Annotated in this window: 14 protein-coding genes; 8 read left to right on the top strand and 6 right to left on the bottom strand. The window is 39.2% G+C overall.

Annotation, left to right across the window (positions count from 1 at the left end; genetic code table 11):
* Nucleotides 1-120 precede the first annotated feature (120 nt).
* Both OCU78_RS07775 and OCU78_RS07770 read left to right on the top strand, forming a co-directional pair.
* Nucleotides 121-1125 (top strand): Solitary outer membrane autotransporter beta-barrel domain, encoded by a 1005-nt coding sequence (locus OCU78_RS07775; RefSeq protein ID WP_137373125.1) that lies wholly within the window; start codon nucleotides 121-123, stop codon nucleotides 1123-1125.
* Between the two features lie 237 nt (nucleotides 1126-1362).
* Complete coding sequence (locus tag OCU78_RS07770) at nucleotides 1363-2175, top strand: fumarylacetoacetate hydrolase family protein (protein WP_240701726.1); 813 nt, start codon at nucleotides 1363-1365, stop codon at nucleotides 2173-2175.
* 117 nt (nucleotides 2176-2292) lie between these two features.
* Here OCU78_RS07770 and phnE (OCU78_RS07765) read toward each other — a convergent pair whose 3' ends face one another.
* The 4 genes from phnE (OCU78_RS07765) to phnD all read right to left on the bottom strand — a co-directional run bounded on the left by phnE (OCU78_RS07765) (nucleotide 2293) and on the right by phnD (nucleotide 5866).
* On the bottom strand, nucleotides 2293-3123 hold the full coding sequence (phnE, locus tag OCU78_RS07765; RefSeq protein WP_137373127.1) for a phosphonate ABC transporter, permease protein PhnE: 831 nt from the start codon (nucleotides 3121-3123) through the stop codon (nucleotides 2293-2295).
* Between the two features lie 10 nt (nucleotides 3124-3133).
* On the bottom strand, nucleotides 3134-3997 hold the full coding sequence (gene phnE, locus OCU78_RS07760) for a phosphonate ABC transporter, permease protein PhnE (protein ID WP_240701727.1): 864 nt from the start codon (nucleotides 3995-3997) through the stop codon (nucleotides 3134-3136).
* Nucleotides 3994-4830, bottom strand: a complete 837-nt coding sequence (gene phnC / locus OCU78_RS07755) for a phosphonate ABC transporter ATP-binding protein (protein ID WP_137373128.1) — start codon at nucleotides 4828-4830, stop codon at nucleotides 3994-3996. Before phnC ends, phnE (OCU78_RS07760) begins: the two co-directional genes overlap by 4 nt.
* Before the next feature lie 79 nt (nucleotides 4831-4909).
* Complete coding sequence (gene phnD / locus OCU78_RS07750) at nucleotides 4910-5866, bottom strand: phosphate/phosphite/phosphonate ABC transporter substrate-binding protein (protein WP_137373129.1); 957 nt, start codon at nucleotides 5864-5866, stop codon at nucleotides 4910-4912.
* A gap of 564 nt (nucleotides 5867-6430) precedes the next feature.
* Here phnD and OCU78_RS07745 point away from each other — a divergent pair.
* The 6 genes from OCU78_RS07745 to OCU78_RS07720 all read left to right on the top strand — a co-directional run bounded on the left by OCU78_RS07745 (nucleotide 6431) and on the right by OCU78_RS07720 (nucleotide 18153).
* On the top strand, nucleotides 6431-8209 hold the full coding sequence (locus tag OCU78_RS07745; protein ID WP_137373296.1) for a sodium:solute symporter family transporter: 1779 nt from the start codon (nucleotides 6431-6433) through the stop codon (nucleotides 8207-8209).
* Nucleotides 8210-8552: 343 nt separating this feature from the next.
* Entirely contained in the window at nucleotides 8553-9434 is an 882-nt protein-coding gene (locus tag OCU78_RS07740) for an NAD(P)-dependent oxidoreductase (RefSeq protein WP_137373130.1), read from the top strand.
* Nucleotides 9435-10086: 652 nt separating this feature from the next.
* Nucleotides 10087-11958, top strand: coding sequence for a methyl-accepting chemotaxis protein (locus tag OCU78_RS07735; protein ID WP_137373297.1), 1872 nt, complete (start codon nucleotides 10087-10089; stop codon nucleotides 11956-11958).
* A gap of 240 nt (nucleotides 11959-12198) precedes the next feature.
* The gene (locus tag OCU78_RS07730) at nucleotides 12199-13941 is read left to right on the top strand and encodes a polysaccharide lyase family 7 protein (RefSeq protein WP_137373131.1); all 1743 of its coding nucleotides are present in this window, start codon (nucleotides 12199-12201) and stop codon (nucleotides 13939-13941) included.
* Nucleotides 13942-14319: 378 nt separating this feature from the next.
* Entirely contained in the window at nucleotides 14320-15897 is a 1578-nt protein-coding gene (locus OCU78_RS07725; protein WP_137373132.1) for a polysaccharide lyase family 7 protein, read from the top strand.
* 510 nt (nucleotides 15898-16407) lie between these two features.
* A complete protein-coding gene (locus OCU78_RS07720) occupies nucleotides 16408-18153 on the top strand; it encodes a hypothetical protein (protein WP_137373133.1) in 1746 nt (581 codons plus the stop codon).
* Nucleotides 18154-18825: 672 nt separating this feature from the next.
* Here the strand turns inward: OCU78_RS07720 and OCU78_RS07715 are convergent.
* Together OCU78_RS07715 and OCU78_RS07710 are read right to left on the bottom strand one after the other, a co-directional pair.
* The gene (locus OCU78_RS07715; protein ID WP_137373134.1) at nucleotides 18826-19584 is read right to left on the bottom strand and encodes an oligogalacturonate-specific porin KdgM family protein; all 759 of its coding nucleotides are present in this window, start codon (nucleotides 19582-19584) and stop codon (nucleotides 18826-18828) included.
* Nucleotides 19585-20444: 860 nt separating this feature from the next.
* The gene (locus tag OCU78_RS07710; RefSeq protein ID WP_137373135.1) at nucleotides 20445-20654 is read right to left on the bottom strand and encodes a hypothetical protein; all 210 of its coding nucleotides are present in this window, start codon (nucleotides 20652-20654) and stop codon (nucleotides 20445-20447) included.
* Nucleotides 20655-21190 lie beyond the last annotated feature (536 nt).

Here is a 21190-nt window from a genome sequence, read left to right as displayed (position 1 = left end):
TAACAATTACCTGAGAAAACTATAAAGCCAGAAGCCTAACTTCTGGCTTTATTTTTATTTATCATTATGCTCTTGTTTTCTATAATGTTATTTATATGAATTATTCAGAGATATTGATGTATGAGTGTGAAGCTTGAAGACAATAACTACTTAAGCCTAGTGTTTATTGGCATGTACTCTTTCAGTATTCTGGCATTTTCAGGGCAAGCTGAAGCTGCCCTCAACGTAAAAAAAGCCGCGCGCGATCTCCTCGAAAGTCGATTTGCCACTTCCATTATTCTCACTGATAGCGATGCGATCGAATTTGGCATAAAAAGCTTTGATCCTAATGGTGTGTTCCATACACAAAATGATGATCTTGGTAATCAAAGAGCATTAGAAAACCGTAAAGAAAAATCAGTTTATGCTTTACCTCTTACTTACCACTTTGATATTGAAGGTAGCCAAAATCGTTCAGTATTAATGTTAAAAGCTTTTGCTATAGACACAGAAGAGCAAGTCTCATTAATTAATGATTCACAGCCAAAAGATACGATTAAGGAGCTTACCCTTGGTGGCTCTGTCGGATATGGCTATGAGATGCCTTTTGCGGGCGGTTTTACATTCACACCTAGCGTGACTTCCCACTTAATCTATTACAAAAACACTTACGATGCTCGAAGCCCGTTTTCTGAATTGTTTGAGCAAACCTTTGATGGTCTGTTACTGAATACATCAGCATGGGCACATATTATTGAACCATCACTTACATTGAACTATGAATTACCAACAAGTTGGGGAAAATGGCATTTTGGCTCTGATTGGAATTATTTTTATGGGTATACGTGGGGTGAAGCAGAAGATGCGGGGAATCCTAAAGGAGGTTATGTCACTAATCAGGCAACAGCATATTTCGATGTGTTGGATAAAAAGAGCACACTGTTTGTTGGCGTGAAGCGCATTGATATGTCTGATGAACTAGTCAGTGAATTTGGTGATAATTACTATTATGAAGCTTCAGCCGGCTGGCTATTTAACAACCCAACAAAATGGGATTGGGTTGATAACATAGGTTTAGGCGTTAATTTTAATTACGGCTCTAACTTGAAAGGTGGCAGCATTGTTCTCTACTACAACAAAATGTGATGTTATATACGACACAAAGCCGTAACCTTGATTTTTATCTATCCCCCCACCTTTATTGTCGCCAATACTCATGGAAGATATTGAAGCGGTAAATTTGTAATTCGCTACCTCGTAACTTCCAACACCTATTTCCCAACCTCCTGTTTTACCAAGCATTCTAGATTTTAGCGTCTATACTGATCTCTGTATCGTCGTATTCGTAATGTACTAGTCTGAATAAATAATGGAATGAACTATATGAAATGGATTCTTGGCTGTTTAGCTTCTATTGTGCCGGTAACAGTAATCGCAGACGTTGAGCATTTTGTTCGCTATGAACATAAGGGAAAAATTCAGCACGGGCTGTTGAGCGATAAAAAAATCACACCGATAACGGGTAACATATTTGATGAATACAAGCTTGAAAGCGGTAGCAAGCCCATCAATGAAGCGGATGTTTCCTATTTATTGCCTACCGTGCCTGAAAAAGTATTTGCAGTGGGAATGAATTATGTCAGCCATTCTGCTTCCCACCCAGATCTACCACCTCCGCTGTTTTTAAAGTTGCCATCCTCATTGATTCTTTCTGGTGAAAAAATTCATGCGCCTTTTGATGCTAGAAATGTGCACTTTGAAGGAGAGCTCGTGGTCGTTATCGGTAAAGAAGTCAGTAAAGTTAGTCAAGAAGAAGCAGAAGATGCAATTTTTGGTGTCACGGTAGGAAATGATATCACTGAAAGAACTTGGCAAAACAACGATCTGCAATGGTTAAGAGCAAAAGCATCTGATGGATTTGGACCAATTGGTCATACAATTGCGAGAGGTATTGACTATAACAACGTTCAACTGACCACACGGGTTAATGGCGACATTGTGCACCAAGAAAATACCGCTCTTATGATTCATAGCCCAAGAAAAGTCGTCAGTTATTTGAGCCATTATTTCACCTTGAAACCGGGTGATCTTGTGTTTATGGGGACGCCGGGTAAAACCCATGCATTATCAGACAAAGATAGAGTGACAGTGTCAATTAAAGGGGTAGGGTCTGTAACTAATGAGATTAGATTTTAACGGATAATCTTAATCGAACTTTCACTACATATTTTATATGTAAAAAACAGCCAACATAATGCGTTGGCTGGTTAAGTTTCTTCAGGTTGATTCTATTAATTTCAGCTGAAATGCTTATCAAATGAGAGCGGTTCGGGCTTTAGCGGCCAGCCACTCAGAGAAGATAACTGTCACCAGAATGGCACAGAAAATCACAGTCACTTGCGGCCATGCAAGCATTGCCATCGACTCTTGAAGCTTCAAACCAATCCCGCCAGCGCCAACCAAACCTAAAACGGTTGATTCGCGGATATTAATATCCCAACGAAATAGGCTTGTTCCTATAAAACTAGGCATCACTTGCGGAAGAATTCCGTAGTTTAAAACTTGCAGAGGTGAGGCTCCGGTCGCTTGAATGGCAGACATTTGAGTAACATTTACTTCTTCGATTGCCTCGTACATTAATTTAGCCACAAATCCAATAGAGCGAAGTGCGATAGCGATGATACCCGAGAGTAAGCCAGGACCAATAATTGCCACGAGCAATAAAGCCCAAATTAATGAATTAATTGAACGACTTGCCGCAATAATGAAAAGAGCTATAGGCCTTATAAATGTCGAGCTTGGAGTCGTGTTTCGCGCTGCTAAAAACGCGACTGGAAATGCCAAAACAATGCCTAGTAAAGTACCTAACGTTGCGATGTTTATGGTATCCCACAATGGGCTCCAAAGTGAATCTAGATAACTCCATCTTGGTGGCCACATACGCGACGAAATATCAGTGAGTTGATTGGGGGAATCTGTTACAAAATACCAAATAGTATCTTTGTTCATGACTTGCCATGCAAAAACAGTTAAGGCAACAAAGCTAAGCCAGCCAAGCCAAAGTAATAAGCTCTGTTTACTGTCGTAACGCTGCCATTTTGTTTGATCGATGGAGTTTAGTGATGTTTCATTGAAAGTGCTCATGCTTAACTCCTTACTGTACATGCTTGCGAATAATGGTGGATAAGTATTCGCACAACATCACAATGGCAATAATGATCAATAAAATCGCGGCTGCTGCGCTGTATTCATAACGGTCCATCGCTGTATTTAATGTTGCGCCAATACCACCTGCACCTACAATGCCAATCACGGCAGATTCACGGAAGTTAATGTCGAGACGGTACATAGAAAGCCCGATAAAGCGCGGCATTACTTGTGCTTGAATGGCGTAATTCACTTGTTGCAGCCAACTTGCCCCTGTTGCACGCATTGCGGTAAGTGGTGCAGGGTCAATAGCTTCAATTTCATCAGCGAATAATTTTGCAAGAAAGCCTATGGTTGCAAAGGTTAAAGTGACAAAGCCAGCAAACGTGCCAAAACCGAATAGAGCAACACATAAAATCGCAACAATGATCTCTTGTAAGCTGCGTGCAATAGAAATAAACCCACGACAAAACAAATAAATGGGTGTAGGCGCAAGGTTTTTAGCCGCACCTAAACCAAAAGGAATAGACAGAAGGACACCAGCCACTGTGGAAGTTAGCGTCATTGTTAGACTTTCGATTAACCCTTGTTGAATATTTTCCCAACGACCGCTGAAGTCCGGGTTCATGAATGCCAGAATAAACTGCCAACCACGCTCACTTCCTTCATAAATACGCGCCCAATTAACGTGTACTGATTGAGTAGCAAGGTACAAGTAGATTGCAATGGCAACAAGCAAGCCCCAGCGCAGCCAAGCATTTGAAATCAGCGGTGGCTTTGTCCACTGGGTCGGATACGTTTGAGTTTTTTGGAGATGTGCTTGAACCGGCTTTGAATAGTGTTCAACCTGATTAGGGGAATGCTCTATCATGCGGTTGCCTCTGGCAATTGAGGATTAACCGAAGCAAGAGGACTAACCGCGACAACTTCATCTTCATCATCGTCAGTTTGCTGGCTCCAGTCTTCAGCGCCATAAATGGTTGTCAGCACATCCTCAGTTAAGTGGCTGGGTTTATCATCAAAGACCACATAGCCTGCATTTAATCCGACCACCCGATCAACAAACTGTTTAGCTAACTGAACATCATGAATATTGATTATGGCAGGGAGTTTTTGCTCGGAACAAATTTCGCTGATTAATCGCATAATTTGACGAGCCGTTCGCGGATCAAGCGCGGCAGTTGGTTCATCTATCAAGAGTAGCTTAGGTTTTTGAGCAAGCGCACGTGCAATACCGACACGCTGACGTTGACCACCAGAAAGTGCATCCGCTCTTTTATTGGCATGCTCCAATAAACCTACACGGTCGAGTAGGGCATAAGCGGCTTGAATATCCGACTCAGGAAAGCGGCGGGTGAAGCTTTGAAAAAAGTTCACATAGCCAAGGCGACCTGAAAGTACATTTTCCATAACGGTTAAACGTTCTATCAGGGCATACTCTTGGAAGATCATTCCAATTTCACGTCTTGATTGACGAAGTTGGCGTTTAGATAACTTTTCAAGGTGAGTATTTGAGAATATGACTTCACCGCTGGTGGGCTCTGTTAATCGATTAATACAACGGATAAGGGTCGATTTTCCGGCTCCTGATGGTCCAATAAGCCCAACAACTTCGCCTGCGTTAACCGCTAGGCTGACATTAGTCAGTGCTTTATCAGAATTGGAGTAATGTTTGGTGAGTCCCTTGAGGATAAGAGTAGACATAAATTTCCTATAAAAACGGCTTGTTTTTGAATAAACCTGCGTTTGGTTTATTCATAACAAGCCGCCTGATGTTCAATCATTAACTGCAGGTATATGAAACGTTATTTGCTGTATCGATAGTGCGGATCACTTCCCAGTGCTCTTGGTAAGTAATCGGAACAAACTTCGCTTCACCATTACGTTCAAACTCTTGCTGAAGTTTTGTACCTTCCCAGTCGAAAGTAAAAAATGCTTTTTGAATTTTGCTTTGTAATTCAGGGCTTAGGTTATGAGCCGTGCCATAAGCTGTCGTAGGGAAAGTTTGAGACTTGTAGATGGTTTTAATCTGGTCTTCCTTAACCACTTCACGTGAAAGCATGCGATTCAATACTGAATTAGCAATGGCTGCTGCATCATAATCTTTATGGGCAACACCAAGAATTGAGTTGTCATGAGCACCAGAGAATGCAGGTGTGAAATCTCGTTCTGGCTTTAGTTGATATTCAGCATTGAGAATTGCAGAAGGAGCTTTAAATCCTGAATTAGACGTTTGTGAAGTGAATGCTAAGTTCTTACCTTTAAGATCTTCCACTTTTTCAATGCCAGAACCTGGGTGGGTAATGATTTCCATTTCGTAACCGAATGAACCGTCTTCTGCTGCCATCATTGTGAAAGGTGCAAACCCTGCACAATTTACCGCAAGAGGAGTAGAACCCGTATTAAAGCCAGCAATATGTAAACGGCCAGATCGCATCGCTTCAATTTGTGCTGCATTGTTTTGAACAGGGAAGAAGCGAACTTTTTTACCTGTTGTTTTCTCAAGATGGGATAAAAATTCACTCCAAACATCCGCATAAACAGCAGGATCTTCAACTGGTGTATAAGCAAAAATTAACGTGCTTGGACTAATCCATTCAGATTGGTCACTTGGTACGTCGGCAACTAGGTTGCCTGAGCGATCTTCATATCGAGAGTCCATAGCAAGAGAAGACCCAGAGAAAAGAAGTGCAGCGGTAATTGCACTTTTTAGCGTTAAGTTTATTTTTCTTGTGTTCATTGTGACTAACCAATTGAGTTGTTTGTATGGAAAGCAATATAAACATTGGTTATGACAAATTTGATTCAATTTGATTACGTATTTATGTACGCATGTAACAATTGCCATGAAAGATTACATGGAATGTAAAATGTGATTTTTTTGAATGCGTTGCTGATGACTGTGAAGAATCGCTCACAAACGATAATGTTTGAATACTAATAATAAAACTATTGTCTTATTAATCCTGGCTTGTGACACTTAATTTATTAAATTATAAACAAAATAGGGCACTTAATAGTTTGAGTAAGCAATCATAGTTAATCTGACTATTATGAACTTAATTTGTCATTAACTTGTTGTTATTAATGGTTTTTGTTTGGGATTGTTATTCGTTGTGCAATTGGATTTATATGAATTATTTGATATTAATGAATTAACTATATTCAATTTGGTGTCACATATATGATTAGCACTGTTTATTAAAATAAGATCACCATCACTTATTTAGATTATTGTACTACAAATAAGCGAGGCGTTTATCTATAGTGTTTTGTAACAAAATACTATAGATAAGGTTATATGATGGAACTCAACACTATTATCGTAGGCATCTACTTTCTATTCTTGATTGCAATAGGCTGGATGTTTAGAACATTTACAAGTACTACAAGTGATTACTTCCGTGGGGGAGGTAACATGCTTTGGTGGATGGTTGGTGCAACTGCCTTTATGACACAGTTTAGTGCATGGACCTTCACAGGAGCAGCCGGTAAAGCATACAACGATGGATTTGCAGTAGCGGTTATCTTCATTGCCAATGCGTTCGGTTACTTCATGAACTTTGCATACTTTGCTCCTAAATTCCGTCAACTTCGCGTTGTAACGGTAATTGAAGCGATTCGCATGCGTTTTGGTGCAACGAATGAGCAAGTATTTACTTGGTCTTCAATGCCTAACAGTGTTGTATCAGCAGGTGTATGGCTAAATGCACTAGCAATTATTGCTTCTGGCATCTTCGGTTTCGACATGACAGCGACTATCTGGATTACAGGTCTCGTGGTATTGGCGATGTCAGTAACGGGCGGTTCATGGGCGGTTATCGCATCTGACTTTATGCAGATGGTTATCATAATGGCAGTCACGGTGACATGTGCGGTTGTTGCAGTAGTACAAGGTGGTGGTGTTGGCGAAATCGTTAGTAACTTCCCTGTAGCAGAAGGCGGTTCATTCCTTTCTGGTAACAACATTAACTACTTAAGCATCTTCAGCATCTGGGCATTCTTCATCTTTGTGAAGCAATTCTCTATCACGAACAACATGCTTAACTCTTACCGTTACCTAGCAGCTAAGGACTCTAAGAATGCTAAGAAAGCAGCACTTCTTGCATGTGTATTAATGCTTTGTGGTGTATTCATTTGGTTTATGCCTTCTTGGTACATTGCAGGTCAAGGCGTTGATTTAGCAGCGGCTTACCCAGAAGCAGGTAAGAAAGCTGGTGACTTCGCATACTTATACTTCGTACAAGAATACATGCCAGCAGGTATGGTTGGTCTTCTAGTTGCCGCGATGTTTGCTGCAACAATGTCATCAATGGATTCAGGTCTTAACCGTAACTCAGGTATTTTTGTTAAGAACTTCTATGAACCAATCGTTCGTAAAGGTACAGCAAGTGAAAAAGAGCTGGTAACTGTATCTAAGATTACTTCTGCTGTTTTTGGTATCGCTATCATCCTTATTGCACAGTTCATTAACTCTCTCAAAGGTTTGAGCTTGTTCGATACAATGATGTACGTAGGTGCTCTAATCGGTTTCCCAATGACAATTCCTGCATTCCTTGGCTTCTTTATTAAGAAAACTCCGGATTGGGCTGGTTGGGGCACGTTAGTCGTCGGTGGTCTTGTTTCTTACTATGTAGGCTTCGTTGTAAACGCAGAGATGGTTTCATCAGTATTTGGTCTTGAAGAGTTAACTAGCCGTGAATGGTCTGATGTTAAAGTAGCGATTGGTCTAATTGGTCACATTGTATTTACTGGTGGTTTCTTCATCCTATCTACACTGTTCTACAAACCACTTACTGAGAAGCGTCAAGCTGACGTTGATAAGTTCTTCGGTAACCTTTCTACTCCGTTAGTTGCAGAGTCTGCAGAACAGAAAGTATTAGATAACAAACAACGTGAAATGCTTGGAAAACTGATTGCAGTAGCTGGTGTTGGTATCATGCTAATGGCTCTATTGACTAACCCAATGTGGGGGCGTTTAGTCTTCATCCTTTGTGGTGTGATTGTTGGCGGTGTTGGTGTACTACTAGTTAAAGCAGTAGATGACAATGGAAAAACAGCCACAGCAGCAACTGAAAGTTAATTAATTGAAATAAATCAATAGCGGTTACTCGAAAGGGTAGCCGCTTTTTGTTCGATACGATAGATGAATGGTAGGAATGATTGGTGAAGTTTTGTTAATTAAATGCGCTAATTGTTGATTGTTATTAGTAAAACTAAGCGTGGAAAATTCACGAATTGTAGTTATTTCAAACGATACAAGAAGAAACGAACTTAAGATTAAGACATCTTTATTTTTTTATATAACCTTCATCACATCTCGCCATTAATATTCCATTTCAGCCACCAAAAAGTATTGCGTAACGGAAAGCTGGTGGTTATTATAATGAGCATATAATCATACAATAACATATTTGGAGTTGAGCATGACTAAACCAGTAATTGGTTTCATTGGCCTGGGTCTTATGGGCGGCAACATGGTAGAAAACCTGCAAAAGCGCGGCTACCACGTAAACGTAATGGATCTTAGCGCAGAAGCAGTTGCTCGCGTTACAGATCGTGGCAATGCTACGGCATTCACTTCAGCTAAAGAATTAGCAGCAGCGAGTGACATCGTTCAATTTTGTCTGACAACTTCAGAAGTTGTAGAAAAGATTGTTTACGGCGAAGATGGTGTTTTAGCAGGTATTAAAGAAGGCGCAGTACTAGTAGACTTCGGTACTTCTATCCCTGCATCAACTAAGAAAATCGGCGCAGCCCTTGCTGAAAAAGGCGCTGGCATGATCGATGCTCCTCTTGGTCGTACACCTGCACACGCTAAAGATGGTCTTTTGAACATCATGGCTGCTGGCGACATGGACACTTTCAATAAAGTTAAACCTGTTCTAGAAGAGCAAGGCGAGAACGTATTCCACCTGGGTACTCTAGGTTCAGGTCACGTGACTAAGCTTGTAAATAACTTCATGGGTATGACTACAGTTGCGACTATGTCTCAAGCGTTTGCTGTTGCAAAACTTGCAGGTGTTGATGGCCAGCAGTTGTTTGACATCATGTCTGCAGGTCCTTCTAACTCACCATTCATGCAGTTCTGTAAGTTCTACGCTGTAGATGGTGAAGAAAAGCTAGGTTTCTCTGTTGCTAACGCAAACAAAGACCTTGGTTACTTCCTTGCAATGTGTGAAGACCTAGGTACTAAGTCATTGATTGCTCAAGGTACTGCAACAAGCTTACAAGAAGCTGTTGACGCAGGTCTTGGTCAAAATGATGTACCAGTAATTTTTGATTACTTCACAAAACTAGAGAAGTAATCATACAGAACCTTACTATGGCATTATGTATCTAATTCGTAATGCCGGAGTAAGGTTCCATTTCTTTGTTATTCATACATTCCCCTTCGAATTAATACTCAGACCAACCTTTCTCATTTCTAAAAAATAATCTTTTTTACTCTTTATTTCTTGGCTACTTCTTGTCTGTTTAGTCATAAATTTTTAATTCTCTGATCTCGATTTTCAATGCCAACCACTAAAGCTACATTTCTATTACTAATCATCACTGCTATCTCCATATTTATTGCAGAACAATATGTGACTGGTTACTTATTAATGTTCTATAAATAAATCACCATAATATATTTTATTGGAAATCTTCATGAATATAGAAATATTGGTAAATTTTCAATAAAGAAACTGAGACATAAATAAAAATAATAAATTGCTGACTAACCATATGATCGTCTTTCTCACAAAATAAATTAATTATTTGTAATACAATACTTAAAATATTAATGCAGTAACTCATTGTAACTATAAAATACCTTTTGTGACGTATGACTCTCACTAAGCGATTACTGCTAAAGCTCCTATTTCAATAGATTTAAATAAATATTAAAGGTTGTTATTAATTATGAGTTTTATGAATTCAGGATTATCTTTAGGGTTTAAAGGAAAGCTGATTTTGATGGCGGCTGTCGTCAGTTCTAGTGCCTTAGTGGTTACCAACTGGTATTCGCTTGACTTAGCAACACAGCAGGTAAATAACAAAATATATAACGAAATCGACCAATCACTTTCTATTGAAATAGAAGATATTGAAAATACAGTTCAAAGAACAATCGACACCGTGAACTCAGTCGCACAAGAGTTCATGAGTTCACCTTATACCGTTCCAAATGAAACGTTGATGCACTATGCCGCTAAAATGGGCGGGGTCGATAAGGTTGTTGTTGGATTTGATGATGGTAGATCTTTCACCTCACGCCCATCAGAATCTTTCCCTAATGGTGTGGGAATTAAAGAAAAATATGATCCGACGGTACGCCCTTGGTATAAGCAAGCAAAGAAAAAAACGGGTCAATCATTTAGTGATTTGTTTTTTACCAAAAGCACGCAGGTACCAATGATTGGTGTGACTTATTCCTATAAAGATCGCGTTATTATGGCGGATATTCGATTTGATGATCTCGAAGATAAATTGAAACAACTAGATAAAATATATGAAGCTAAAGGTATTATGGTTGATGATAAAGGAATGATCATTGCCTCAACCATAGAGCAGATCCAACCTCAAACTAATATAAACTCTATTAATCGTGACGCAAATATTATTCAGGCTATTCAATCACCCGAAATATTTATTGAAGGCATAATTAATGGTGAAAATAGAGTGTTGATGGCGAAGAAGGTGCATATTGGTGACTCAAGGGAATGGTATATGATATCTAGTATTAATCCTTCATTAGCCCATGAACAATTAGATGAAGTGATGTCTAGTGCTCGCATATTAATTATTTTATCAATTATAGGGTCAGTCGTATTAATGGTTATTCTACTTAATCGTTTTTACCGTCCAATAGTTTCCTTGCGAGATATTGTTCATAGATTATCACAAGGTAATGGCGATTTAACTCAACGCTTAGTTGAAAAGGGCAGTGATGATTTAGGCCATATAGCAAGAGACATCAACCTATTTATCATGGGTTTGCAGGAAATGGTAAAAGACGTCAAATTTAAAAACTCAGATCTAGACGTTAAAGTATTAAGTATCCGTGAAGGATGTAAAGCAACCAGCAATGTGCTCAAGGTTCATACGGATGAAACAGCTAAAGTGGCTTCTTCTATTGATAGCCTGTCTGAAGCATCGAATGAAGTTGAAAAAAATTCACAGTTTGCGGCTGATGCAGCAAGAAGTGCAGCTCGATTAAGTGATGAAACGAAGCAAATAAACACTGTGACTGAAACTTATGTGAGTGATCTTGAGAAACAAGTGGTTTCAACGTCTGAAGACATTTTGTCCATGGCAAATGAAACGCAAGGGATTCAATCTATTGTCACCGTCATTGGTGGAATTGCTGAACAAACAAACTTGTTAGCGTTAAATGCTTCGATTGAGGCGGCAAGAGCAGGTGAACATGGTCGCGGTTTTGCAGTGGTAGCCGATGAAGTTAGAGCTCTAGCGAACCGAACTCAAATCAGTACTTCGGAAATTGAAGAAGCGTTATCAAGCTTGCAAAATAAATCTGAAGGGCTGGTTAAGTCAATTGAGCAAACAAAAACGAATTGCGAAATGACTCGCTCTCAAGTTGTGCAAGCGGTTGATATATTGTCTAAATTGACCGAACAAATGGAAACAGTGAGTCGTTTTAATAATGATATTTCGGGTTCTTCTGTTGAGCAAAACTCTCTGATACAGAGCATTGCGAAAAACATGCATACTATTGAAAATTTTGTAGTAGAACTTAACCAATTAAGCCAAAATCAAGTGGCAGAATCAGCAGAAATTAAAACGCTGAACACCAGCGTTAGTGAGTTGATGAGCAGCTTTAAGGTGTAAAAATATACTTTAGAACTAATTTAGTACTTCTAACCGAGTCTTATCAAGGCTGCCCTGATTTTAGGGCAGCCTTTTTGTTGAGAGACCTTTCAAACATTAATCTGCATGACTCTTTGGTTTTATTACTCATTTCTAATAATAAAAACTTATTCAAGTTAGCTATCACATTATCATTACACTTTAATTGAATTAAAATACTACAAATGTAAGTTATTCTTTTTATACAGATGGATAAGTGAAATGAATGCGATGAAGCCGCTTATGATTGTAGCATTAACCGGTCTTGTTTACGGTTGTGGTGGAGGTAGCTCAGGCAGTAGCAGTACAGCCCCGAGTAACCCTGGAACACCAGAAGAAACAATAGCCCCTTTCGATCTCGTTAAATATCAAAGTATTCTTTCCAATTCAGATTTACAGGTGTCTGATCCCAATGGATCAGAAGGTAATAAAACTTCTGAAGTAAAAAACGGCAATTTTGACGGATACAAAAGTGAATACTTTTATGCTGACAAGAGTACTGAGAATCTGATTTTTAAAATGTCGAACTACAAAATGAGATCAGAAGTTCGAGAAGGTGAGAACTTTGATGTCAATGAAGAGAATACTAAGCGAACTCTTTATGCAGAAGTGAAACTGCCAGGTATAGATTTGGCGGTGGCTAGCTCGCCAGCTGACCACGATGAAGTAACATTCTTACAAATCCATAATAAAGGCACCGATGACAGTGGTACTGGGAACATACCTCATCCTTTATTACGTGTGGTATGGGAACAAGAAAGAGACGGCATTACTGGTCATTATTGGGCTGTTGTAAAAAATAACGCCATAGATTGTAGTAAAGCAGCAGACTCATCAACATGTTATGCCACTTCTTATGATCGTTATGACTTAGGTGAAGCAGATCTTAATAACTTCACTAAATTTGAATTGTCTGTGTTCGAAAGCACGCTTGCTATAAAAGTAGATGGTCAACTCTCTGTCACTCACGACATTCAATATTGGGAACACTTGCTCAGCTACTTTAAAGCTGGCATTTACAATCAATTTGAAAATGGAGAAGGTGTCGCACATTTTCAAGAGTTACAGCATTCAAAAACAAGCCTCAATAATTCAAGTGACTGGGATATTAGTCACTGGAAGTTGACCATTCCGGCTAGTAAAGATACTTGGTATGGCGACGGTGGTAGCAGTGCTGCGGAATTAGAACCAGTAAGATGTAATTCCAGTAAAGATGAGCTTACAGATGATAGTGATGTCTATGATAACAGCATCAATTTGTCATACTTTAACGTTGAAAATGGACGAATGCATTTTAGAACGGACATGGGGTATGGCACGACAACGGCTAACTCTAGTTATATCCGCTCTGAACTTCGAGAGCTTTATGTCAGTAGCAGTAGCCCTGATTGCAGTACCAGCGATGAAGACACCAGTTGGTACCTTGTTGATAACCGCACTAACTCTTCGGAACATGTGTTAACGGCTCAGTTAAAGATTGAAGAATACCCAGAGATAAGCAACCAAGTCCCTAAAGTCGTTTTAGGTCAAATCCATGGTTGGAAGATCAATCAAGCCTTGGTCAAGTTACTTTGGGAAGGCGAAGATAAACCAGTAAGAGTGATCTTAAACTCTGATTTTGAACGCAATAATGCCGATTGTAATCATTGTGAGCCATTCAGTGTGACACTAGGATCTTATGCTGCAAATGAAGAATGGCGCTACACGATTCGTGCAAATGCAGACGGAGTGTATCTAGCCACTCATGATGCTGATGGTACAAATACCGTTTCTCACAATATCTTATGGGGCGAAGATTATACTGATAAAGATGGAGATACCGTTTCTCTTACCTCCGACTGGTCTTCATCTGATGTCGCATTTTATTTTAAAGGCGGTATCTACCCTCAATTCAAACCAGAGAGTAATTATCAGGGAAAGCTGTTCGATGTCAGCTTTGTTTCATTAATTGCGGAGCATCATTAATCATAATTAGAGGGTATCTGTAATCAATGGATACCACTTTCTTTGTGAAGGTTTTGTAAGACATATGCTTATCATTACTGATGAAATTTAACTTATATGAAATTCATATTGAGCGGGATCTCATTTATTCACCCTTTGAGAGGCTAGGTACAAGACCGTGATCTCATTTATGATTCTTTGCTTATTTGTACTATTTTATTATGTATATAATGATTCGTATCAAATGAGCAGAACATATTGGCACAACAATATACAACGTTGCTTATATGCCTATTTATAGGCAAGCGATTGAATCATTTTCAATGCCCAAATGCTCTGCTTTTAATAAAACAAATAGATCTAATTATTCAAACTTTATATTTAAAGGTGAACAGACAAATGAAAAACATTTATCTTAAAAGCTTGCTAGCTACTTCTATCCTATTCGCTGTTGGTTGTACGAGTACTGGATCTTCCACGACAGCAGCTGAATTCCCTAATAATAAAGAAACTGGTGAAGTTATTATGACGCCGGTTGCTGCTACTGCTAGTAGTCACGATGGTAACGGTCCTGATCGCCTAGTTGACCAAGATCTAACAACACGTTGGTCTTCAGCCGGTGACGGCGAGTGGGCAATGTTGGACTATGGTTCTGTACATGAATTTGACGCTGTTCAAGCATCATTCAGTAAAGGTAACGAGCGCCAATCTAAGTTTGATATTCAAGTCAGTGTTGATGGCGAAAACTGGACAACGGTACTTGAGAATCAAATGAGTTCAGGTAAAGCTATCGGTCTTGAGCGTTTCCAATTTGCTCCGGCGGTTCAAGCTCGCTACGTAAGATACGTTGGTCACGGTAACACCAAAAATGGTTGGAACAGTGTGACAGGTCTAGCTGCTGTAAACTGTAATGTTAACGCTTGTCCTGCTAGTCATATCATCACTTCAGACGTAGTTGCAGCTGAACAAGCAATGATCGCAGAAATGAAAGCCGTGGAAAAAGCACGCAAGCAAGCGCGTAAAGATCTTCGCTCTGGCAACTTCGGCGTAGCGGCAGTTTACCCATGTGAAACAACGGTTCAGTGTGACACTCGTAGTGCACTACCAGTACCGACTAACCTTCCAGAAACACCACTGGCAGGTAATGCTCCAAGTGAAAACTTTGACATGACTCATTGGTACTTATCTCAACCATTTGATCATGACAAAAATGGCAAGCCTGATGATGTGTCTGAGTGGAACCTCGCAAATGGTTACCAACACCCAGAAATTTTCTACACAGCAGATGACGGCGGCCTAGTATTCAAGGCTTACGTGAAAGGTGTTCGTACCTCTAAAAACACAAAGTACGCACGTACTGAACTTCGTGAAATGATGCGTCGTGGTGATAAGTCTATTAGCACTAAAGGTGTTAACAAAAACAACTGGGTATTCTCAAGCGCACCTGAGTCTGACTTAGAAGCTGCAGCAGGTATCGACGGCGTACTAGAAGCAACGTTGAAGATAGATCACGCAACCACTACTGGTAATGCAAATGAAGTAGGTCGTTTCATCATTGGTCAGATTCACGATCAAAACGATGAGCCGATTCGTTTGTACTACCGCAAATTACCAGACCAAGCCACAGGCGCAGTTTACTTTGCACATGAAAGTCAAGACGCGACAAAAGAGGACTTCTATCCTCTAGTGGGTGATATGACAGCTGAAGTTGGTGACGATGGTATTGCTCTTGGTGAAGTCTTCAGCTATCGCATTGATGTTAAAGGCAACACAATGACCGTTTCTTTAATGCGTGAAGGCAAAGATGACGTAGTACAAGTGGTTGATATGAGTAAAAGCGGCTACGACGTAGGCGGCAAATACATGTACTTCAAGGCTGGTGTTTACAACCAGAATATCAGTGGTGATCTAGACGATTACTCACAGGCGACATTCTACAAGCTAAATGTTTCTCACGATCAATACCAAGGTAAATAATTACCTGAGATTAATTCTCAATAGATAATCTAATAATGAATGGTCGGTAAATGAATAGGGTAATTTATTACTTTGTTAATTTACTGACCATTTTTTTATTTATAGAACTGAGAACTTAAAAATAAATTATAGATTGAAAGCATGTTATTTCTTGAGTAGGAATGTGCAAATAAGCAGTGTGTTTAGTATGAGGCTCACGAAAAATTAATTTAAAGAAGATCTGCCTTTTGTATCTACCGTCATCTGATATTTATTGATAGTAAGTTTATAGTCACTTTTGGGTTAGGGTGGGGCGTAATAATCATATTATATGCTTCATGTTAGGTGGCGTATATAGCAATAAATACGTCAACTTTGCTTATTAATGTGATGTATGCATGAGTTCTATAACCTAAATAGCAGCGACTGTGAGAAAGGTCATCATATTAAATATCCATGATTGAAGAATGACCGCTTTTGTCTGACAATATCATTTAAGGGATTAATGACTAACGTGAAAGAGAGTAAATTATGCAGATTTCTAAAATTGCACTTGCAGTAACTATGTCTACAGGTTTGTTGTTCGGTTGTGACACAGATGTTGAGTTCATTCCTGATGATGTACCAACACCGCCAGCACCAACATCACCTCTTGATGGCGGTATGTGGGAAATTGGTGCCGCGACAGTAAGCACAAGTGCTTTACCTGCAGCCACTTCTACCGATCTACCCAATGTTTATGTATTTGCAGATGGCACACAAAAATATTACTACGACGATGCAGTTCCTGGTACGTACGAAATTAAAACCGCAACGTATACAGAAGATCTGGACGCAGAAACAATTTCGTTTACCTATTACGGTGCAGACGCTAATGGTGCCGTTGTTGATGGTGGTTACTCTGTAACGAATGGCGAATTAATGGTAGATACTGCAACTGAGGGTGAATTAGTAGGGGCTGATGAAGCCACTACCACATCTGTAAGTGATGCTGTTAAAGATGCAAATGAAGAGTCTGGTGTAAACAACTACGTTCAAATCATTGATACTTCAACTTCTGATACTGGTGAACTTAGATTAAAGCTCTCTGATAATAGCCTTGATAACATTACTTCAGGTCGTTTAACGGTTGATTTAGTTTATCAACTTGATGAAGATTCTGTCGGAGATGATAACAGCAAAAACGCGTATGTTTCAGTTTATGCTTCAGGTACATCAACAGCAAACCTACATGGTGAGATTGCTTTTGAAGCTGGTGTTATTAAATACCGTGACAGTGCCAAGCAACTGAATGCTATCGATGGCGGTTATACGGAAGGTGAGACACTAACAGTCGAAGCAACTTGGAGTAATGGTGTATTCAGCTTCAAAGTAAATGACGTTGAACATTCATATCTAGCAGATGAAATCCCAGAAAGTGGTCCTGTCCAAGTGATTGCATTAAGGTTGGGTGATAACGGCAGTACGAATAACTTTGAACTACTTGCTGATAACCTAAAAGTATATTCAAGTGATAGTGGTTCTGAAGAGCTAGTTTTTGAAGATGACTTCAATGGCTACACTATTGGTAAAGTATTAAATACAACGCCTTACAACAGCAGTAGCTCTGAAGCAACAGTAGCTGGTGATGGAGGCACTCCAACAGATCCAGAACCAACGGGCAATCAAGTTGCGGCAATCACTGACCAAGATGAAGGTGATACAGGCGAATTGCGTTACAAGTTTGCGGAAGGTATGACAACTGGTACGCATAAAGTATCTATGTATTACGACACTGCAGAAACAGAGTCAGCTTACGTTTCTCTTTTTGATACTAAAAACTCCACTTCTTCTTTGGTGGGTGAGCTGAAAATTGACGAAGGTAAAATCACGCTACGTGGTGAAGATGAGCAAGTAACAACGTTTACTCCTGGTACTTGGATTGACCTAGAAATGTCTTGGGATACATCTTCGACGACTGAAACTGGTACTTACACAGTTAAAGTTGATGGTGTGGAGTTTGGTCCTTATGACTCTCAGAACGCAGGTAATGACGCAAACCACTCAGATTCTAGCGTTCCCGTAACAGCAACTACTATTAAGTTCTCTTCAAATAGTGGAATGGCAGATACAACATTATACGTTGATGACTATGAAGTTTATTCTGATGAAGCGGCCCAATTAGAAGTTTTCATAGATGATTTTGACTCGCGCACTATCGGTGATGTGCTAAAGGGTAATGATTACAATTCAAGTACGTTCTCAGCTGTTGTTGCGCCGGACCCAATGGATAAATAAGCTTTATTTACCATCAGTACTTTTTATAAGTACCTTTGCTATAAGCAACGAATTGAGCGTCATTCATTGATTGAATGGCGCTTTTTTATTATTGATGCTGATTTTTATAAACCATGATCAAAGCTATTAATACGCTCCTAATCAGCATCGATATGCGCCTCTCTAAACGTGTGTAGACGCTCATTTACTGTTTTCATATTTACACTTTGTTTAAAACACATTGAGCTACTCTCAGCCTGCAAACGTCGCAATAAAAGATATTCTAATCTCATCCGATTGTTACAAAAATCTCCCTGTTAATTAAAACGCAGAGTCATTGAATTGGCTATTTTTCGTGAGTATTCGTATTGATGAACATGTTCATCAATACGAACAAGCAGAGACTGCTAAATATTGTCTTCAATAAGGGCGGGCGTAATGTGCTTGATAATATAAGTTAAGCTTCTGAAGCAGTCTACAGCGGTGATGATTTAGGTAAAGTATAGTTTGGTTACAGTGAGTAAAAGCTTATCTTCCGAGAGGATAGAGAGGATAGAGAGGATAGAGAGGATAGAGAGGATAGAGAGGATATTAAAAAGGCTCAGCGCGATGCTAAACCTTTTTAAATCGAAGCTTAACTAAGTAAATAATAGAATTTTAAAAACAGTTACTTAGTGACATTAAATCTTATAATTAGAAGCTGTACTTAAGACCAAAGCGAGTTTTAAGCTGGCGATCATCTTCAGCAGATGAACCGTAATCAGATGACCAGAATTCCATGTAAGGAGTGAAGTCACCCATTTTGTAACCTACTTTAACACCAAGATCCCATTCCCAATTTTTATCGTTCGCAAGACGAACGTCGTCGTAGTTCACATTGTAGTTAGCTTCGTAACTTAGCTTTAGGTTTTTCCAAGCTTCGTCACTGAACTTGTATGAACCAGTTAACGTGAATTTACCTTGTTGCAGAGTTTTACCATCACGTACAACTTTGCCACCGCCAGCAGCACTTGCAGTGCCTGTACCAGTTTCAAAAGTTTGCAGTTCATGACGGTAACGTAAAGCAGTTGTTAAGCCGAAATCAGCTTTATAACCCACGCGGAATTGAGGTTTATAAGTCGTTTTAGTTTCAGCAAAAGTAATTGGCATACCTGGTTGTATGTACCACTTATCATCTAGTTTGTAAGTTACATCCCAGCTAAACTCAGAATCGCCACGAACCACTTCCTTCCAAAAGTCAGTTTGGTCACTACTTTGGAATTTTTGCTCAACACCAAAAGATAGCTTTGCTTGGTCATCAAGGATTTTAGTGTTTGCACCAATTTTAATACGGTGTGCGTACTTTTCATCTTCATGCTTATACTCGCCACGGTAATCAATGGTAGCAGCTGCAGCAGTGCCGGCTAAAAGTGTGGTTGTTACGAATAGTGCAATTTTTGTTACTGGTTTCATACTTATCATCTCGCTATGATTTATAATTATGGATACATCCTTAGTACCCTTTTATTTCATCAAACAACAACAATGCTATTGAATTAATGTATGACAAATATGGTATGTATTATCGGCTATCTATTCTGTGATACCAATCAAAAAGTTCATATCACTCCGTCTTATTTATAACTAAGTGTTATGGTTATCCCATTTTCAAGCGAACTTTCAACACTAATCTTGATAGTGATCTCATTACAATAATGATACCGATAATCTAAAGCATAAAATAAGACAAATATGGTGCTGTTTGGCTAGTAATGTGTCGCACAGTTTAATAATTTCAATGTTGAGAACTCATATTTATATTCCTTATATTTATGCCTTTGTGCATATCGTGAGGTTTGCTTAATCATTGGAAATTAAATGTTAATTGATTAATAAGATATTGAAGTGAGCTATGTGTTTAGCTTGAGGCGGGTAGGGTGAAGTGATTTAAAATGACCGTAGTGAACTTTCCTGATTTTATACGATAGCCTGTTTGACATGAATTGAGCTACTTCAATTCGGATAGGCTTCTTATATTAATGAAAGTCATGCATAAAGCTGTCGAATCGAATGTTCAAGATGCTCAAACATACGCGGAATGTGTAATGGTGTGTGGGTAATAGAGAGTAATAAATTGATTGAGTAGAGTGAACATCAATAGAATGAGCAATAAGAGTAAAACCTAGTGAGCGTGAGCCGCGAGTGAAATGCAAATGACTAGGTTCGATTCTATTGTATGCTTAAGGTCGATAAGGCGACCTGAGACGATGGTAAAGACTATAGATTTTCCGGAGACATGGCGAAGTCTCTAGTTTCGTTATATAAGTCTTTCGCTATAGGATTGTGAAATTTCCTAGCGTGCAACCAGTACTTGATAATATGGTGCCAGTGTTGTCTCGTTCACTGAATTCGAAGTCGATTAGATAACTTGTATGTTGAAGCTTTGGCAGTATGTGACGGTGTAAAATGTCGCTGTTCAGCTGGCGTATCTCTGCGACCCAAGACAGGTCTTCTTTTAATAAATTAATTTCTATTTTGAGCATTTATTACCTTGTGATTTTGTAAACGCTTTTTCGCGTGTTAGTTGGTACCAATGGATTTGTCGTGTTGTTCTTTTTGACATAATTGTGCCTTAGTTTTATTACAGTAATGATTTACCCGAATAACTAGATACGCTACTGAACACTCAGTACAAACGTAAATAATCGGATTGGTTTATTGAGCTAACGGCTTATTAAAGGTAGCGGTTTGTTGAAGCTAACAGTTTATTGAAGCCAATAGTTAATTGAGGCAAATGGTTTAAAGCTATTGAATGATCTATCGAGGTAAAGCTGACGCAGAATAGGTGTAACGAGGAAAAATCGTGAACTGTCTGTGTAGAAACTTGGACTAAATGTAGCATTAACAACTCTTAAATAAGAGCCAAGAGCCGGACTATACGCTTAGTTTTGGAAATAGCTATATTTATTTTCAGAAAACCGAAAATAAATATAGCTCAAATAATCTTCACCTTGAGTTCTGACAACTTTCAAAATGTATAAAAAACACCGCTACTTCTTATTAAAAAAGCATGCTTCAA

The organism is Vibrio gallaecicus, assembly GCF_024347495.1.
GTDB lineage: Bacteria > Pseudomonadota > Gammaproteobacteria > Enterobacterales > Vibrionaceae > Vibrio > Vibrio gallaecicus.
This window is presented reverse-complemented; position numbering and strand designations above follow the sequence as displayed.

Excerpts from the sequence above, each read along its gene's own strand:
- OCU78_RS07775 (WP_137373125.1), top strand. The coding sequence starts at position 121 with ATGAGTGTGAAGCTTGAAGACAATAACTACTTAAGCCTAGTGTTTATT.
- OCU78_RS07770 (WP_240701726.1), top strand. The coding sequence starts at position 1,363 with ATGAAATGGATTCTTGGCTGTTTAGCTTCTATTGTGCCGGTAACAGTA.
- phnE (WP_137373127.1), bottom strand. The coding sequence starts at position 3,123 with ATGAGCACTTTCAATGAAACATCACTAAACTCCATCGATCAAACAAAA.
- phnE (WP_240701727.1), bottom strand. The coding sequence starts at position 3,997 with ATGATAGAGCATTCCCCTAATCAGGTTGAACACTATTCAAAGCCGGTT.
- phnC (WP_137373128.1), bottom strand. The coding sequence starts at position 4,830 with ATGTCTACTCTTATCCTCAAGGGACTCACCAAACATTACTCCAATTCT.
- phnD (WP_137373129.1), bottom strand. The coding sequence starts at position 5,866 with ATGAACACAAGAAAAATAAACTTAACGCTAAAAAGTGCAATTACCGCT.
- OCU78_RS07745 (WP_137373296.1), top strand. The coding sequence starts at position 6,431 with ATGGAACTCAACACTATTATCGTAGGCATCTACTTTCTATTCTTGATT.
- OCU78_RS07740 (WP_137373130.1), top strand. The coding sequence starts at position 8,553 with ATGACTAAACCAGTAATTGGTTTCATTGGCCTGGGTCTTATGGGCGGC.
- OCU78_RS07735 (WP_137373297.1), top strand. The coding sequence starts at position 10,087 with ATGGCGGCTGTCGTCAGTTCTAGTGCCTTAGTGGTTACCAACTGGTAT.
- OCU78_RS07730 (WP_137373131.1), top strand. The coding sequence starts at position 12,199 with ATGAATGCGATGAAGCCGCTTATGATTGTAGCATTAACCGGTCTTGTT.
- OCU78_RS07725 (WP_137373132.1), top strand. The coding sequence starts at position 14,320 with ATGAAAAACATTTATCTTAAAAGCTTGCTAGCTACTTCTATCCTATTC.
- OCU78_RS07720 (WP_137373133.1), top strand. The coding sequence starts at position 16,408 with ATGCAGATTTCTAAAATTGCACTTGCAGTAACTATGTCTACAGGTTTG.
- OCU78_RS07715 (WP_137373134.1), bottom strand. The coding sequence starts at position 19,584 with ATGAAACCAGTAACAAAAATTGCACTATTCGTAACAACCACACTTTTA.
- OCU78_RS07710 (WP_137373135.1), bottom strand. The coding sequence starts at position 20,654 with ATGCTCAAAATAGAAATTAATTTATTAAAAGAAGACCTGTCTTGGGTC.